Source organism: Arthrobacter sp. zg-Y1219 (assembly GCF_030125545.1).
Classification (GTDB): domain Bacteria; phylum Actinomycetota; class Actinomycetes; order Actinomycetales; family Micrococcaceae; genus Arthrobacter_B.
The window spans coordinates 20230-34894 of sequence record NZ_JASKLY010000008.1 but is presented as its reverse complement, the minus strand read 5'-3'; the positions used below and the strand labels follow the sequence as shown (position 1 = coordinate 34894).

Genomic DNA, 14665 nt, shown 5'->3' with positions numbered 1-14665 from the left:
GGAGGAGGGAATGGATATCACAGTACTAGTACCGGCACATAACGAGGAGCAAACTATAGGGCAAACCATAGAGTCCCTTCTCGCGCAGACCCGGCTGCCGGACCAGATCATCATTATCGCCAATGGATGTACTGACCAAACGGTGGAGGTAGCCAAGAAGTACCCGGTAATCGTAATGGACCTGCCCCGCCTAAAACACCGCAAGTCCGAGGCCATGAATACGGGGTGGAATCTCTATGGCCGTGACTCTGATCTGGTGGTGTCCATGGACGCAGACACTGTGCTTGCCCCCAATGCCATTGAAGACTGGGAGAAGGAATCATGGAAGCGCCTCTTCGGAGGATCGACTTCCAAGTTCACCATACAGCAGCCCGGTTTCTGGTGCAGGCTACAGAAATCGGAATACGCTTACAACATCCAGCAGGGGCTGAATAATGGGTGGACCAATGTCCTGGCGGGCGCCGGGTCTGCATTCTCCGGTAGGGCACTGAGGGAGATTGCCGCCAGGGACGACCGGGAAGGACCGTGGTCGTACGAAAGCGCTGTGGAGGATTACGAGCTGACCTACCGCCTTCGGGAAGCGGGATACAAGACCTATGTATCCACCACCGTCAGGGCATATACCGACGGGATGAAGAACCTGAAGTCCCTGTGGGGGCAGCGTATGAAGTGGCAGGCGGGTACCCTGCAGGATCTGCTTCGCTTCGGGGTCAACCATCTGACCATCAGGGATTGGGTTAGCCAGATGCTCAATCTGGCCGGACCTGTAATACGGGCGCTCTGGGTGATGGTAGTTTCCCTGGCACTATACCTGGACGCCTTGACAATAATTTGGTGGGGACTGCTCGTGCCCCTCTTATTCATAGCCATTAACTTCAAGATTGCCCTTCGCGTTCCGTTCAAGGACAAGTGGGACATCCTTATCGCCGTGACTATAGTCCCCAAGGAGATCTTGGCTTGCGTACGTGGCGGATGGATTCTCGCGTCCTGGATGGAAATCCTCCGTAAAAAGATCACCCACAAAGAGCGCGACTTGTGGGCCGCGCAATACAAAGCGGAGGGTGAGGCGATGCTGGGAGTAAATGTGGCGGCCGGTCTTGTTGCCGGGATCGCGGCAACCGGGCTGGCGGTAGGCTCGATGGCACTGTTTATCCTAGGCGGAATATTCGTTGTAATAGGTCTGTTCACGCTGCTGAAGAGGGATTCGTCCAACCGGCCCTAGGCCGCGGCACGCGCGGTGTTCGCGGATCGAGTGGTCCCAAATGTTGGGCCAGGTGTACGGCCGGTGCCCACGGATCTTGGCCTGGGCTGTTCGGATCCGCAAGCTGAATGCGGTGCGGCCGATGCGGTTTCCCGTATCAGGCACAATGGGCGGGATGCGAACCGCGTAAACTGCCAACCAAGCCATGTACGAATCGCAAGCGAAAACCAGGAGACCCATGAACCGGCGCTACTGCAAGCCCGTTCCGGTCCTGCTCGCTGCCGCGGCGCTCCTGGCGGTCCTTGGCGCGGCCGAACCGTCGCGCCTGGACACAGTGTCCCCGGCGCCGAAGGATGCGGCCGTTCCCCTGGCGCTGCCCTCCCGTGAGGCAAGCTGCGGCTTGCGCGACGGCGGATGCGTCCGTAACCATTACTACGGCGCCACGATCTGGTCGCCGAACACCGGTACCTACCCGGTTCGCGGGGCCATCCATTCAGCGTGGGCTGCCGAGGGCTCCCAATCAGGCACCCTCGGTTATCCGGTCGACGCCCAGGTTTGCCTGGAGGGAAGCTGCACGCAGCACTTCGAGCGGGGCACGATCTCCACTGCACGTCGGGGTGCGCTCGTGGTCGACCGCGCCATTGACGATGCAACGGACACCGCCGTCGTCGTTAACAAGCAGCGGCCCCTGAACCCGGCCACCCATGTGCCCGAAAACCTGGTTGACGTGGACGGACACCCGCTGCGCAGTGAGGCCGCCTCCGCTTTCGGGAAGCTCAAGGACGGAGCGGCAGCTGACGGCGTCGCCATGAGCATCGTCAGCGGCTACCGGTCCTACGAGCAGCAGGCCGGCCTGTACAACAGCTACGTGGCACAGTATGGCCGGGAGACGGCTGACACGATCTCTGCCCGCCCCGGCCACAGCGAGCACCAGACCGGACTCGCGGTGGATATTGCGGCTCCCGACGGCACCTGCTCGCTGCAAGCCTGCTTTGAGGAGACGGCAGCGGGAGCCTGGGCAGCGGAAAACGCCCACCGCTTTGGCTTTATCGTCCGCTATCCGGCCGACGCATCGGCTGTGACGGGGTACGCGTACGAGCCCTGGCACCTGCGTTTTGTCGGGGCGGACGTGGCGCAGAGCATGCACCGCCACGCCACAGCCACCCTCGAGGAGTACTTGGGCCTGCCGGCAGCGGAGAACTACTGAGTCCGGCTGTGCGCAAGGCGGGTACGGCTACCCGGTTTATCCACACATCCGGGGCTACCCTCGCAAAAGCCCGCCCGCACTCCTAGGCTGACCGCCGTGGCCGCAAACAGGCCACGCCAGTCTTACGGCGCGGATGATCCACAGGTCCCTGCCGTGCTAAGTCCGGGGGACAGCGGTGGATGCGGTTGCGATAGTGGAGGACGAGGTACGGGAACTGATCCGCGTCCGCGGTCTGGACCCTGCGAGCCAGCTCGCGGAAGTCCGTCGCCTGGTTGAAGACGCGGTGACCGATTACGACGAGCGTTCCCTCCTCGGTTCGCTGCCGCCCCTCGGCATCCTGGAGCAGGCCCGCCGGCGCGTGTTCGACGCCGTCGCCGGGTTCGGAGCCCTGCAGCCGCTGCTGGACGATCCCACCGTGGAAGAAGTCTGGATCAATTCACCCACCGAAATTTATGCCGCCCGCGACGGACGGTCGGAGCTAACCTCCCTGGTTCTCTCCGCAGACCAGATACGGGACCTGGTGGAGCGGATGCTGAAAAGCTCGGGCCGCCGGCTGGATCTTTCCTCGCCGTTCGTGGACGCGTCGCTGCCGGACGGTTCCCGCCTGCACGTGGTGATTCCTGACATTACCCGGCGCCACTGGGCGGTGAACATCCGCAAGTTCATTGCCCGGGCCAGCCGGCTGGAGCACCTGGTCGAACTTGGCACGCTGACCCCGCAGGCGGCCAGGTTCCTGGGTGCCGCCGTCTCCAGCGGCCTTAACGTCCTTGTCTCCGGAGCCACTCAGGCCGGGAAGACCACCATGCTGAACTGCCTGGGTGCTTCGATCGGGCCGCGGGAGCGGGTCGTCACAGTCGAGGAGATCTTCGAGCTGCAGCTGCCGCTGCGTGACGTGGTGGGACTGCAGTGCCGGCAATCGAACCTGGAAGGAATGGGGGAGATTCCGCTGCGGAGACTGGTTAAGGAAGCCCTCCGCATGCGCCCGGACCGGCTGATCGTGGGGGAGGTCCGGGAGGCGGAGAGCCTGGACATGCTGATTGCGCTGAACTCGGGCCTGCCCGGGATGTGCAGCGTGCACGCCAACAGCGCCCATGATGCAGTCACGAAAATCTGCACTCTTCCACTGCTGGCCGGCGAGAACATCTCCAGCGCCTTCGTGGTTCCCACCGTGGCCTCCTGCATCGACTTGGTGGTCCACTGCGCCCGGAACGCCGCCGGAAAACGGCAGGTGATGGAGATCCTGGCACTGGGCAGCCGGGTCGAAAACGGCATCATTGAAACCTCCTCCATCTTCCAGCGCACCGACGGGCGGCTCGAGGTCACCGCTGCGTCAATGCCGGCACCCGAAAAGTTTGCCCGCGCCGGGTTCAACGTAGCGGAGCTCCTTGAGGTGCAGCCGTGAGCGCGGCCGTCGGGCTGCTGCTGGGGCTGGGCCTGTTCCTGATCTGGCGGGCCTGCTGGGCGGTTCCGCCGGCGGCTGCCCGCAAGCCGCGCACCAGCCGGCTGGAAGACGAACTGATGCAGGCCGGAATCCAGCGGGTGACGCCGCGCGCCGTGGTCGCCGCCAGCATCGCCGCGGGACTTCTCGTGGCGCTGCTGGTCCTGGCTGGTACCGGGGCTGTGCCGGTGGCCGCCTGCTTTGGGCTGTTCGGAGCGGGCGTGCCGCTGTTTCTGGTCCGCTGGCAGGCCCGGAAGCAGCGGACCTCCCGGGCCGAGCTCTGGCCGGATGCCGTCGACCACCTGCGTTCGGCGATCCGGGCGGGGCTGTCCCTGCCCGAAGCCCTGATCCAGCTGGGCGAGAACGGACCCGAAGAACTGCGGCAGCCGTTCCGGGAATTTGCTGCGGATTACCGGTCCGGCGGACAGTTCGACCATTCCCTGTCGCGGTTGAAAGCCAATCTCGCGGATCCCGTCGCTGACCGCATCGTGGAAGCGCTGCGCCTGACCCGCGAGGTCGGCGGATCGGATCTGGGCCGGCTGCTGGGGACCCTCAACGAATTCCTGCGGGACAATGCCAGGACCCGCAGCGAACTGCTGGCCCGCCAGTCGTGGACTGTCAATGCCGCGCGCCTGGCCGTCGCCGCCCCCTGGATCGTCCTGATGCTCCTCGCCTCCCGGCCGGAAGCCATCGTGGCCTACAACTCAGCGGCCGGGGCGACGGTGCTGGTTGCCGGCATCGTGATTTCGGTGGTTTGTTACCGGCTGATGCTGGGAATCGGTGCCCTGCCTGAGGAAGAGCGGGTCCTCCGATGAGCGGCCCCTGGTTCCTGGCCGTTTTCTTCGGTGTTGCCCTGGGCTCATCGCTCTGGTTCGCGGCTCTCCGGCTGCCTCCACTGCGACCGGTCACCTTCAGCGAACGCATCGGGCCGCAGCTGCGAACCGGAGGACACGGATCGCGCCTGCTGGCTGCACCGGCAGGCGACCTCACCCCGTTCGGCCCCTTGGAACGGATCCTGCGGCCGGCCCTGCACCTGGTGGTCCGCCGGCTGAACCGGATAAATCCGGTGACGCGTGACTTGGAACGCCGGTTGGAACGCGCCGGACGGAACACGAGCGTCCTGGATTTTCGGGCGGAACAGGTGCTCTGGACCGGAGGCGGTTTTCTTGCCGGCGGCACGATCACGGTGTGGATGGCCAGCGCGGACAAGGCAGGCGTTCCCGGCGTCATAGCAGGCACCATTCTGGGTGCGGTCCTGGGCTTCACCCTGAGGGACTACCGGCTGAGCGCACAAATCAAGAACCGCGAAACCCGCATGCTTGCCGAATTCCCAAGCCTCGCGGAAATGATGGCGCTCGCGGTCGGAGCCGGGGAAAGCGCCAACGGCGCCCTGGAACGGATCGCCCGGACGGCCCACGGTGAACTCGCCGGCGAGTTTGCACGGATCCTCGCGGAAACCCGCTCCGGAGTGCCCCTTTCCAGTGCGCTGCAGCACTTCTCCGACCGGGTCCGGCTGGCGCCGCTGTCCAGGTTTGTCGACGGACTGACCGTCGCAATCGAGCGCGGCACTCCCTTGGCCGATGTCATGCGTGCACAGTCCCAGGACGTCCGGGACCTGGCCAAGCGCGAACTGATGGAAAGCGCCGGCAAGAAGGAGATCGCCATGATGGTTCCACTGGTTTTCGGCGTGCTTCCCCTGACTGTGCTTTTCTCGATCTTTCCCGGCATATCCCTGCTGGGAATCGGACTCTAGGCCCCTCCAATGAAAGGAACTTCCCATGCGCACCATCAACCCACGCCGCATCCTGCTTCTGCTCGGCACCGCGCTGATCGTCCGCTTGTCCCAAACCGTGACAGGCGGGGACCGCGAGCGCGGCGACGTACCGGGATGGGTGATGATCACGCTCATGTCGGCGACGCTGGTCGCGGTCATCATGGTCTTGGCGGAAACCTCGCTGAGGACCATGTTCGAGTCCGCGATGAGCAAGGTCAACGGCCCCTGACCGGTTCAGGCCAGACCGGTTCTGGTCCGGTCGGTTCAGGCCCGGCCGGGCACACCGGCGCCACCGGCCGCGAAAGCGGGTCTGCGGTGGTGGACTTTGTCATGGTCGGGGCGCTGCTGACGCTGCTGTTCATGTCGATCATCCAGCTGGCGCTGGTGCTGCATGTCCGGAACACCCTGATCGATGCAGCCGCGTCGGGCGCACGCTACGGCACCCTGGCGGACCGGACCCCGGCCGACGGCGCAGACCGCACAGCTGACTTGATCCGCCTTGCGCTCAATGACTCGCTGGCGGAGGACGTCAGCTTTTCCGAAACCACTCACGGCGGAGTGCGAATGCTGCAGGTCACGGTCCGGGCACCCTTGCCGGTGGTGGGGTTCCTGGGGCCCAGAGGGGGATTGGAGGTGACCGGACATGGAGTCTGGGGCTATGACACGGCCGGTGCCGGCGACTGACCCGGCCGCCGGAACAGCGGCACTGAAAACCGGCGATGCCGAGAACGGCAGCGCACTGGTGGAGTTCATCTTCCTCGGACTGGTGCTGCTCGTGCCGGTTATCTACCTCATCGTTACGGCCGGCCAGGTGCAGGGTGCCGCCTTCGCCGCAACCGGCGCCGCGGAATCGGCGGCGAAGGTGTACGTCGCTTCCGGAGACCCGTTCATCGGCGAGCAGCAGGCCAGGATGGCCGCCGAACTGGCGTTCACCGATTTCGGATTCGAACCGGCGGGTCTGCTGCTGGATATTGCCTGTTCCGCTGAGTGCCTGGCGCCCGGCTCGACCGTGACTGTGCTGGTGCGTTTCGATGTGCCGCTGCCGCTGGGGCCCGGGTTCCCCGGAACGGATTTCGCCCCTGTCACCGTGGACGCCACTTCCACCCAGATTGTGGAGCGGTACGGATGAGCCGGTTGCCGGGGGCAGCCCGGTTCCGTGCCTGCCTGCGTTCCCGGTCCGGCGGCGAGGACGGCCAGGTCACGATCCTGATCATCGGATACCTTCTGGTCAGTCTGCTGGTGGTCACCGTGGTGATGGGTGCCTCCGCCCTCTACCTCGGGCACAAGAAGCTCCTGTCCACCGCGGACGGTGCGGCGCTGGCGGCAGCGGATACCTTCTCGCTGGGGCCCGCGGCCGGATCCGCCGGAGGGCCGGCGGTCGTGCTGGCCCCCGCGGCGGTTCAGGCCGAGGTGAACAGGTACCTGGCGGCCACTAACGCGGGGGACCGCCTTCCGGGCCTCACCGTTGCCGGTGAAACCGGAACAGCCGACGGCCGCACGGCCCGGGTGGTGCTCACCGGCGTCGTTCATCCGCCGCTGGTGAACTTCCTGGTGCCGGATGGAATCCCGATCACCGCGGTCGCCGAGGCCCGCGCGCGCCTCAGCCAGTAGGAGGCCGGCTCGGTCAGGACGCTTTGGCCTGCTGTTCGGCGGCAGCAGGGGGATGCGCCCATCCGCCGTGGTCAATGTCCAGCAGCTCGCCGTCATCTCCGTAACAGAAGGTAGCGGGCTCACCGAACTGGTCGCAGTCCGGATCCGGGCACCGGTCCTTCATTGTGACGCGGTACTCGTTGGAAAAATGCTGGTCCCATTCGTCGGTCTTGGTCAGGGCCCAGGGATCTCCCTCACGGGCGAGGGCCTCGAGTTCTTCCAGCGAGTACCGGCGTCCGGGTTCCGGGTGGCGGACGGGCAGGGACGCGGCGGTTTCTTCGGCATTCCGGTTGCTCACATTGGGCTCCTTCCGGGGATCTCCCGGGAACTGTTCGCTGTCAGAACCAAGATACGTCCGGGCACGCGGAATCCGGGAAACGGCAGGCCGGGGAGGGCCGTAAACCCGCGGCAGCCGGGCGGCACGCTTCGCGGGACAGCAGCGGCGAGGACTCATGGCGTAGGCTGTAATTACCATGGCTGAAATCGATTTTCCCGCGGAGATCCGCGCCCTCAGGTCCACCTTTGCCTCCATCGAGCAGGTCTCGGATGTCGCAGCGATTAAAGAGGACATCGCCGAACTGAGTGAAATGGCGGGAGTTCCGGATCTCTGGGACGACCCCTCAGAGGCGCAGAAGATCACGTCCAAGCTTTCGCATCGGCAGACAGCGCTGGAACGGCTGGAAAAGCTGGAATCCCGCATCGACGACCTTGAGGTACTGGTGGAGCTGGCCCAGGATGAGGCCGACGCCGATTCCAAGGCAGAAGCCGCCGTCGAACTGGAATCCCTCCGCAAGTCGCTGTCCCAGCTGGAGGTGGTGACGCTGCTCTCCGGCGAGTACGACGAGCGCGAAGCCGTCGTGACCATCCGTTCCGGCGCCGGGGGAGTGGACGCTGCCGACTTCGCCGAAATGCTGCTGCGGATGTACCTGCGCTGGGCCGAACGCCACGGCTATCCCACCACGGTCCTGGACACTTCCTACGCAGAGGAGGCCGGACTCAAGTCGGCCACCTTCGAGGTCAAGGTCCCCTATGCCTACGGCACCCTGGTCGTGGAGGCCGGCACGCACCGCTTGGTCCGCATCAGCCCGTTCGACAACCAGGGCCGCCGGCAGACCTCCTTTGCCGCCGTCGAGGTCATTCCGCTGATTGAGCCGACCGACCACATCGACATTCCCGACAATGACATCCGGGTGGACGTCTTCCGTTCCTCGGGCCCCGGCGGACAGTCAGTGAACACCACTGACTCCGCTGTGCGCCTGACCCACCTCCCCACAGGCACAGTGGTCTCCATGCAGAACGAAAAGTCGCAGCTGCAGAACCGGGCTGCGGCCATGCGCGTCCTGCAGTCGCGCCTGCTGCTGCTGAAGAAGGAGCAGGAGGACGCCGAGAAGAAGGCCTTCGCCGGAGACGTGAAGGCATCTTGGGGCGATCAGATGCGCTCCTACGTACTGAACCCGTACCAGATGGTTAAGGACCTGCGCACCGAACACGAAGTCGGCAACACCTCAGCGGTCTTCGACGGCGAGATCGACGACTTCATCGATGCAGGGATCCGCTGGCGCGCGAACGGCAGCGTCTCGGCCCGCAAGTAGCCCCGGGTCCAAGCTGCCGCCGGGAGCTCGCCGGGCGGGCCGTCGAGTGCGATGATGCTGCTCCGAGGCTGCGCACCGGTGCAGCCGAACGGTCAGGAGCAGTGCCATGGCCCAGCAAGGCGGTAAGACAACCGGCGGCATAACCACCAGCGGCGGAACATCCGGCGCCAAAATATCCGACGGCGGGACCGGGCAGGCCAGCGCGGCGAAGCGCGGAACCGGCGGTGCGGAGCTTGCCGGGCGCACCGCCGTCGTAACCGGCGGCGCCAGCGGAATCGGTGAAGCCTGCGCCCGCCACTTTGCCGCTCTGGGTGCCAAGGTCACCGTGGCGGACCTGAACGCGGCGGCCGCCGCCCGGGTCGCCGACGATATCGGCGGCACGGCCTGGCATGTGGACCTGAGCCAGACTTCGGCCCTGGAAGACCTGGTGCTGGACACCGACATTCTCGTGAACAACGCGGGAATCCAGCGCATCGCTGCCATCGAGGAGTTCGACCCGGAGACTTTCCGGCTGATCCACCGCCTCATGCTTGAGGCGCCGTTCCTGCTGATCCGGGCGGCACTGCCCGGAATGTACGCCCGCGGCTTCGGACGCATCATCAACATTTCCAGCGTCCACGGGCTGCGCGCCTCGGCGTTCAAGAGTGCCTATGTCAGCGCCAAGCACGGATTGGAGGGCCTGTCCAAAGTGACGGCGCTCGAAGGCGGCCCGCACGGCGTGACCTCGAACTGCATCTGCCCTGCGTATGTCCGCACACCCCTGGTGGAAGCGCAGATAACCGACCAGGCCCGAATCCACGGCATTTCCGAAACGGAAGTCCTCACTTCCGTCCTGCTGACGGAGCCCGCAGTGAAGCGGCTGGTGGAACCGGAAGAGGTTGCCTCCCTTGCCGGATGGCTGGCCGGACCGAGTGCCGGTATGGCCACCGGGTCCTCCTACCCCATGGACGGGGGATGGTCCAGCCGGTGAAGGAGGGCTCAAAAAGGTGCGCCCCAGCGCCGGCCCGACGGGCGCGGCGGCGGGCGGCGACACACCGGGCGGAATCTGCACGTTCGAGTAGAACCGTCGATATAGTCGAACAGCCGGCGCCCTTATCCCAAACCAAGGCCCGTCTTCCGGCCGCACCGATGGGCGCTAAGCAGACATGATCACTTTCGACAACGTCACCAAGGTCTATGACCGCAATTCCAGGCCTGCCCTGAACTCCGTGAACCTCGAAGTGGACCGCGGAGAGTTCGTGTTTCTGGTTGGAGCCTCCGGATCGGGCAAATCGACTTTCATCCGGCTCATCCTCAAGGAAGAGCACGCGTCCCGCGGGACCGTTTACGTGGCCGGATCAAATGTCGCCAAGATTCCCAGCTGGCGCGTACCGCGCCTGCGGCGTGGAATCGGCGTCGTTTTCCAGGACTTCCGCCTGCTGCCCAACAAAACGGTGTTCCAGAACGTGGCATTCGCCATGCAGGTCATCGGCCGCAGCCGCGCCGTCATCCGCGACTCAGTGCCCGAGGTCCTGAAGACTGTCGGACTGGAAGGCAAGGAAGACCGCCTGCCGCATGAGCTTTCCGGCGGCGAGCAGCAACGCGTCGCCATCGCCCGCGCCATCGTCAACAAACCCGGGATCCTGCTCGCCGATGAGCCCACCGGAAACCTGGACCCCACCACCTCGCAGGGAATCATGAAGGTGCTGGACCGGATTAACCAGAACGGCACCACCGTGGTGATGGCAACCCACGACGACGACATTGTGAACGCGATGCGCAAGCGCGTCGTCGAACTGCACCACGGAAAGATCGTGCGTGACGAGCGTGAAGGCATCTACTTGGGCGCACCGCAGACACAGCAGGGAGCCGTCATCAGGCAGGACGATGCAGCCAAAGCGGCCGACGTCGAATCGCCGGGCAGCGGAAACGGCGCAGCAGGAGCGGGGGCAGCCAAATGAGGCTGGCATTCATCCTCGGCGAGATCGGCTCGGGTATCCGCAGGAACCTGTCCATGGTGGTCTCCGTTATCCTCGTGACCTTCGTGTCACTGACCTTCGTCGGTGCGGCCGGCCTGCTGCAGCTGCAGATCGGGCAGATGAAGGGTTACTGGTATGACAAGGTGCAGGTGGCGGTCTTCCTCTGCGTCGACTCCTCAACCACGCCCTCATGTGCCTCCGGCCCGGTGACGGATGAGCAGCGGCAGGCCATCGAGGAGCAGCTGAGTTCCCCGGCCTTTGCCCAGTACGTGGCTTCCGTGGACTACGAAGACCAGGCAACCGCGCTGAGCCACTTCAGGGACCAGTTCGCCAATTCCCCGCTGGTCGACTCGGTGACGGCAGACCAGCTGCCGGAGTCCTTCCGCGTTTCCCTCGTGGATCCGGAAAAGTATGAAGTCATTAATGAAGCGTTTTCCTCCATGCCCGGAGTGGAAACAGTCAGCGACCAGCGTGAACTTTTGGAGAAGGTCTTCTCCTTTATGAACCTGGCTTCGCTGATTGCGCTGATAATTGCCGGCGTGATGCTGGTGTGTGCCATTCTGCTGATTGCCACCACCATCCGCCTCTCGGCCTTCAGCCGCCGCCGGGAGACAGGCATCATGCGCCTGGTGGGAGCCTCCAAGGCAGTCATCCAGCTGCCGTTCGTTCTCGAGGGCGTCATCGCTGCGGTCATCGGCGCCGTCCTGGCATCAGGTACGCTGTGGGCAGTGGCACACTTTTTCATCGGTGCGCTGGCCAAGGCCTATCCCGCAACAGCGTTTATCTCCGCCCAGCAGGTACTGGTCCTCAGCCCGGTATTACTCGTTGTTGGGGCACTCCTGGCAGGAATATCCTCGCTGCTGACGCTTCGCAGGTACTTAAGGGTTTAGAGTGTTGCAAACTCTGGAAAGAAAGCTGACAAACTCCATGGACGGTTCCATCAATGGTTAGCGCGCATTCGAGTCAGGCGCCGAAGCCTGCCCTGCGCAAAACCACGGCCGGCGTGGTGGCATCCGCCATGCTGGCGCTGACGCTCGCCTTCAGCGGAACGGCCGCAGCCGACGAACTCGACGACCGCAAGGCAGCCATTGAGGCCGAGCAGCTGAAGGTTCAGGAAACCTACGAGTACCTCGACGCCGAAACCAGCAGGAAAGTCGCCGAGCTGGCGATCTACCAGCAGCAGCTGCCCGGAGCCCAGCAGGCGCTGACCGATGCCGAGGGCCGCGTTTCAGCAGCCACCGGCAAGGTTACGGCGCTGACCGGCCGCGTGGCGCTGGCCCAGGAAACCCGCAGCACCATTACCGCGCAGATCGAGCAGGACCAAGCGGCCATGGACGAATCGCAGGAAGTGATCGGACAGATCGCGGCCCAGGCCTACAAAAACGGCGGGGTGCCCTCCAGCTTTTCACTGATCCTCGGCGCCGAGGGTGCTGACAGCCTCACGGATTCCATGGGCCTGGCGGAGCAGGTCCTGCGCGGCCAGAATGCCGCCATGCAGGAGCTCTCGCAGCAAAGCGCCACAAACGTAAACTCGGAAGCACGCCTGGCGGCGGTCGAAGAGGAAATTTCCAGTCTCAAGGAGCAGGCAGAGGATGCCCTGAGGCTGGAACAGGAAGCCCGGGACGCCGCAGCGGCTGAAAAGTCCAAAGTCGACTCCCTGATCGAGCAGACGGCGGCGGCAAATGCCGACCTGGAAGCGCGAAAGCCTGTTATCCAGGCTCAGCTGGCCTCGCTGGAAACCGCCAAAGTCAAGGCAACCGAGGACATTGCGGCACGGCAGCGTGCCCTCCTTGAGAAGGCACGGAAGGAAGAGGAAGCCCGGGTAGTCGAGGCGAACCGCCGGGCAGCCGAAGAGGCCGCACGCAACAACCGGCCCACTCCGCCGGCTGAGGTGCCGTCCACTGCGCCGACCAACCCGTCCGCCTTTGGCCTGACCCTTCCCGTCAGCGCACCGATCTCCTCCGGCTTCGGCTGGCGCGCCACGCCTCCGGGCAGCATCGACTTCTTCGGCACCGGCGGTTACCTGCACTCGGGCATCGATTTTGGTGCCAGTTGTGGAACCCCGGTTTACGCCCCGGCTTCGGGAGAGGTCTGGCGGGCAGACCAGGGCCAGTCGGACGGAATGATCGGAACGGGAAACCGCGTGGTGCTGAACCACGGCGTCATCGGCAACAGCGCACTGGCCACGAACTACTACCACCTGACGAACTATGTCGTATCCGTGGGCCAGTGGGTGAACGCCGGCCAGCTGATCGGTTACGTTGGGACGACCGGCAACTCGACCGGCTGCCACCTCCACTTTGAGACGGTGCTGAACGGCGCCCTGGTTGATCCGATGGGCCTGTTGTAGGCCTACAATAGAGTTTTCCGTTCATCGTAAAGGAGTTGCACCGTGCCCAAAGAAAGTGGCCGTAAGGTAGTGGCCACCAACCGCAAGGCCCGGCACAACTACGAAATCCTCGACACCTATGAAGCCGGCATGGTTTTGATGGGCACCGAGGTGAAGTCGCTGCGTGAGGGCCGGGCATCGTTGGTGGATGGCTTCGGAACGTTCTACAACGATGAGCTCTGGCTTGAAGCGACGTACATTCCCGAGTACCTCAACGGCAGCTGGACCAACCATTCGGCCCGCCGCCGCCGGAAGCTGCTGCTGCACCGGGAGCAGCTGGACAAGATCATGCAGAAGACCCGCGAGACCGGCTTCACCATTGTTCCCCTCCAGCTGTACTTCCTGGACGGCCGTGCCAAGGTCGAGATTGCCGTAGCCCGAGGCAAGCGCGATTACGACAAGCGGCAGACCCTTCGCGAGAAGCAGGACAACCGTGAAGCCCTGCGTGACATGCGGGAGAAAAACCGGGGCGCCTGATGAGCGGCACCTTCTGGGCGCTGCAGCCCGAAGAGAACGTCATCGAGGAAAAACGGCGGACCCCGCTGTGGGCCTGGGCGGTAACCACCGTCAACCTGCTGATCGCGCTGGCCGTGATCCCGGTTGTGATCCTGGTTGTTGTCCCCTTCTTCTTCGTCTACTACATCTACCTCGCGTCGCTTTTGGTCTGGATCGCTCCGGTCCTGGTTGCTGCCAACGCTGTTCTCTTCGTGTGGGCGCTGAAGCACAAGGCTGCCGGCCAAGCGGCACTGAGCATCCTGGGCGTCTTCTTTGCCGTGATCTCCTGGGTGGTCCTCAAGCTGTGGGAGATGCCAATCATCGTCCTTGGCATCCGGTTCTAGTTCCAGCTCCAGCCTCCGGCGCAGATGGGCTACAATTAACCAACCGGTCCCCGGATCGGTGTTTGATAATTACACATGGGGATGACAGGTTTCGACGGTGTTAGTCGAGACAGGTGAAGCGGGCCGAGGATGCAGGGTTATCTCGTAAACGCTCCTTGCAAAACAATAAGTGCCGATTCAAAGCGCACTGACTTCGCTCTCGCTGCCTAAGCAGCGGGCATAGTCCGTCAGCCCGGGAATGCTCTCGTCCCGGATCCTGGCGTCATTTAGAGGGCCACTGCTGAACATGCTCGCCGTTGGCGTGTTCGGGACTCTTAGACGGCTGGGCCCGGATCAGCTGCTTGTCTGCAAGACAGCTGGGGCCGAGAAAATCCAACGCAGACTGCGCCCGGAGAAGCCCTGACAACACGACATCGGACGGGGGTTCAATTCCCCCCATCTCCACAGCTGAAAATTGTTCCACTAAGCAGGGAAAGTGCCTTCGGGCACTTTCCCTGCTTTTTTGTGTGCCTCAGGCACTGCCCTCCCGGGAGTCCTTGGTCACACGTTCCCTGAATTCCGGGGTCCATCCTCCGGTCCGGGGGAGGACAGCCGGTAGGAATTGCTAGACTGGCAGG

General features: G+C 64.2%; 17 protein-coding genes and 1 other RNA gene. 17 read left to right on the top strand and 1 reads right to left on the bottom strand.

Features of this window, described 5'->3' with window-relative positions; translation table 11 throughout:
• Positions 1-10: 10 nt before the first annotated feature.
• The 9 genes from QNO00_RS04425 (at position 11) to QNO00_RS04385 (ending at position 7231) form a co-directional block, all read left to right on the top strand.
• Positions 11-1222, top strand: a complete 1212-nt coding sequence (locus tag QNO00_RS04425; protein ID WP_229965129.1) for a glycosyltransferase family 2 protein — start codon at positions 11-13, stop codon at positions 1220-1222.
• A 184-nt stretch (positions 1223-1406) separates the two neighbouring features.
• The gene (locus QNO00_RS04420; protein WP_284023753.1) at positions 1407-2408 is read left to right on the top strand and encodes a D-alanyl-D-alanine carboxypeptidase family protein; all 1002 of its coding nucleotides are present in this window, start codon (positions 1407-1409) and stop codon (positions 2406-2408) included.
• A gap of 175 nt (positions 2409-2583) precedes the next feature.
• Complete coding sequence (locus tag QNO00_RS04415; protein WP_229965131.1) at positions 2584-3810, top strand: TadA family conjugal transfer-associated ATPase; 1227 nt, start codon at positions 2584-2586, stop codon at positions 3808-3810.
• A complete protein-coding gene (locus tag QNO00_RS04410; protein WP_229965132.1) occupies positions 3807-4661 on the top strand; it encodes a type II secretion system F family protein in 855 nt (284 codons plus the stop codon). The genes QNO00_RS04415 and QNO00_RS04410 overlap by 4 nt, the downstream gene beginning before the upstream one ends.
• Positions 4658-5599 (top strand): type II secretion system F family protein, encoded by a 942-nt coding sequence (locus QNO00_RS04405; protein WP_284023752.1) that lies wholly within the window; start codon positions 4658-4660, stop codon positions 5597-5599. Before QNO00_RS04410 ends, QNO00_RS04405 begins: the two co-directional genes overlap by 4 nt.
• Before the next feature lie 25 nt (positions 5600-5624).
• Complete coding sequence (locus QNO00_RS04400; RefSeq protein ID WP_229965134.1) at positions 5625-5849, top strand: hypothetical protein; 225 nt, start codon at positions 5625-5627, stop codon at positions 5847-5849.
• Between the two features lie 101 nt (positions 5850-5950).
• A complete protein-coding gene (locus tag QNO00_RS04395; RefSeq protein ID WP_502863104.1) occupies positions 5951-6304 on the top strand; it encodes a TadE family protein in 354 nt (117 codons plus the stop codon).
• Positions 6279-6749 carry a hypothetical protein gene (locus tag QNO00_RS04390; RefSeq protein WP_284023750.1) on the top strand — a complete coding sequence of 157 codons (471 nt, stop codon included), beginning with the start codon at positions 6279-6281 and terminating at the stop codon, positions 6747-6749. Before QNO00_RS04395 ends, QNO00_RS04390 begins: the two co-directional genes overlap by 26 nt.
• Positions 6746-7231: a pilus assembly protein TadG-related protein gene (locus tag QNO00_RS04385; protein WP_284023749.1), complete on the top strand. Its 486-nt coding sequence runs from the start codon at positions 6746-6748 to the stop codon at positions 7229-7231. The genes QNO00_RS04390 and QNO00_RS04385 overlap by 4 nt, the downstream gene beginning before the upstream one ends.
• Before the next feature lie 13 nt (positions 7232-7244).
• Here the strand turns inward: QNO00_RS04385 and QNO00_RS04380 are convergent, their stop codons facing one another.
• On the bottom strand, positions 7245-7568 hold the full coding sequence (locus QNO00_RS04380; RefSeq protein WP_284023748.1) for a hypothetical protein: 324 nt from the start codon (positions 7566-7568) through the stop codon (positions 7245-7247).
• 175 nt (positions 7569-7743) lie between these two features.
• Between QNO00_RS04380 and prfB the strand changes: the two genes are divergently transcribed.
• The 8 genes from prfB (at position 7744) to ssrA (ending at position 14495) form a co-directional block, all read left to right on the top strand.
• Entirely contained in the window at positions 7744-8862 is a 1119-nt protein-coding gene (prfB, locus tag QNO00_RS04375) for a peptide chain release factor 2 (RefSeq protein ID WP_229965138.1), read from the top strand.
• Positions 8863-8968: 106 nt separating this feature from the next.
• Complete coding sequence (locus QNO00_RS04370; protein WP_284023747.1) at positions 8969-9832, top strand: 3-hydroxybutyrate dehydrogenase; 864 nt, start codon at positions 8969-8971, stop codon at positions 9830-9832.
• A 175-nt stretch (positions 9833-10007) separates the two neighbouring features.
• Positions 10008-10802, top strand: coding sequence for a cell division ATP-binding protein FtsE (gene ftsE / locus QNO00_RS04365; RefSeq protein ID WP_284023746.1), 795 nt, complete (start codon positions 10008-10010; stop codon positions 10800-10802).
• A complete protein-coding gene (gene ftsX / locus QNO00_RS04360; RefSeq protein WP_284023745.1) occupies positions 10799-11710 on the top strand; it encodes a permease-like cell division protein FtsX in 912 nt (303 codons plus the stop codon). Before ftsE ends, ftsX begins: the two co-directional genes overlap by 4 nt.
• 53 nt (positions 11711-11763) lie before the next feature.
• Entirely contained in the window at positions 11764-13170 is a 1407-nt protein-coding gene (locus tag QNO00_RS04355) for a peptidoglycan DD-metalloendopeptidase family protein (RefSeq protein ID WP_284023744.1), read from the top strand.
• Positions 13171-13212: 42 nt separating this feature from the next.
• Complete coding sequence (gene smpB, locus QNO00_RS04350) at positions 13213-13686, top strand: SsrA-binding protein SmpB (RefSeq protein WP_229965143.1); 474 nt, start codon at positions 13213-13215, stop codon at positions 13684-13686.
• Positions 13686-14048 (top strand): hypothetical protein, encoded by a 363-nt coding sequence (locus tag QNO00_RS04345; protein WP_229965144.1) that lies wholly within the window; start codon positions 13686-13688, stop codon positions 14046-14048. Before smpB ends, QNO00_RS04345 begins: the two co-directional genes overlap by 1 nt.
• Positions 14049-14125: 77 nt before the next feature.
• Positions 14126-14495, top strand: a transfer-messenger RNA (tmRNA) gene (gene ssrA, locus QNO00_RS04340).
• Positions 14496-14665: the final 170 nt, after the last annotated feature.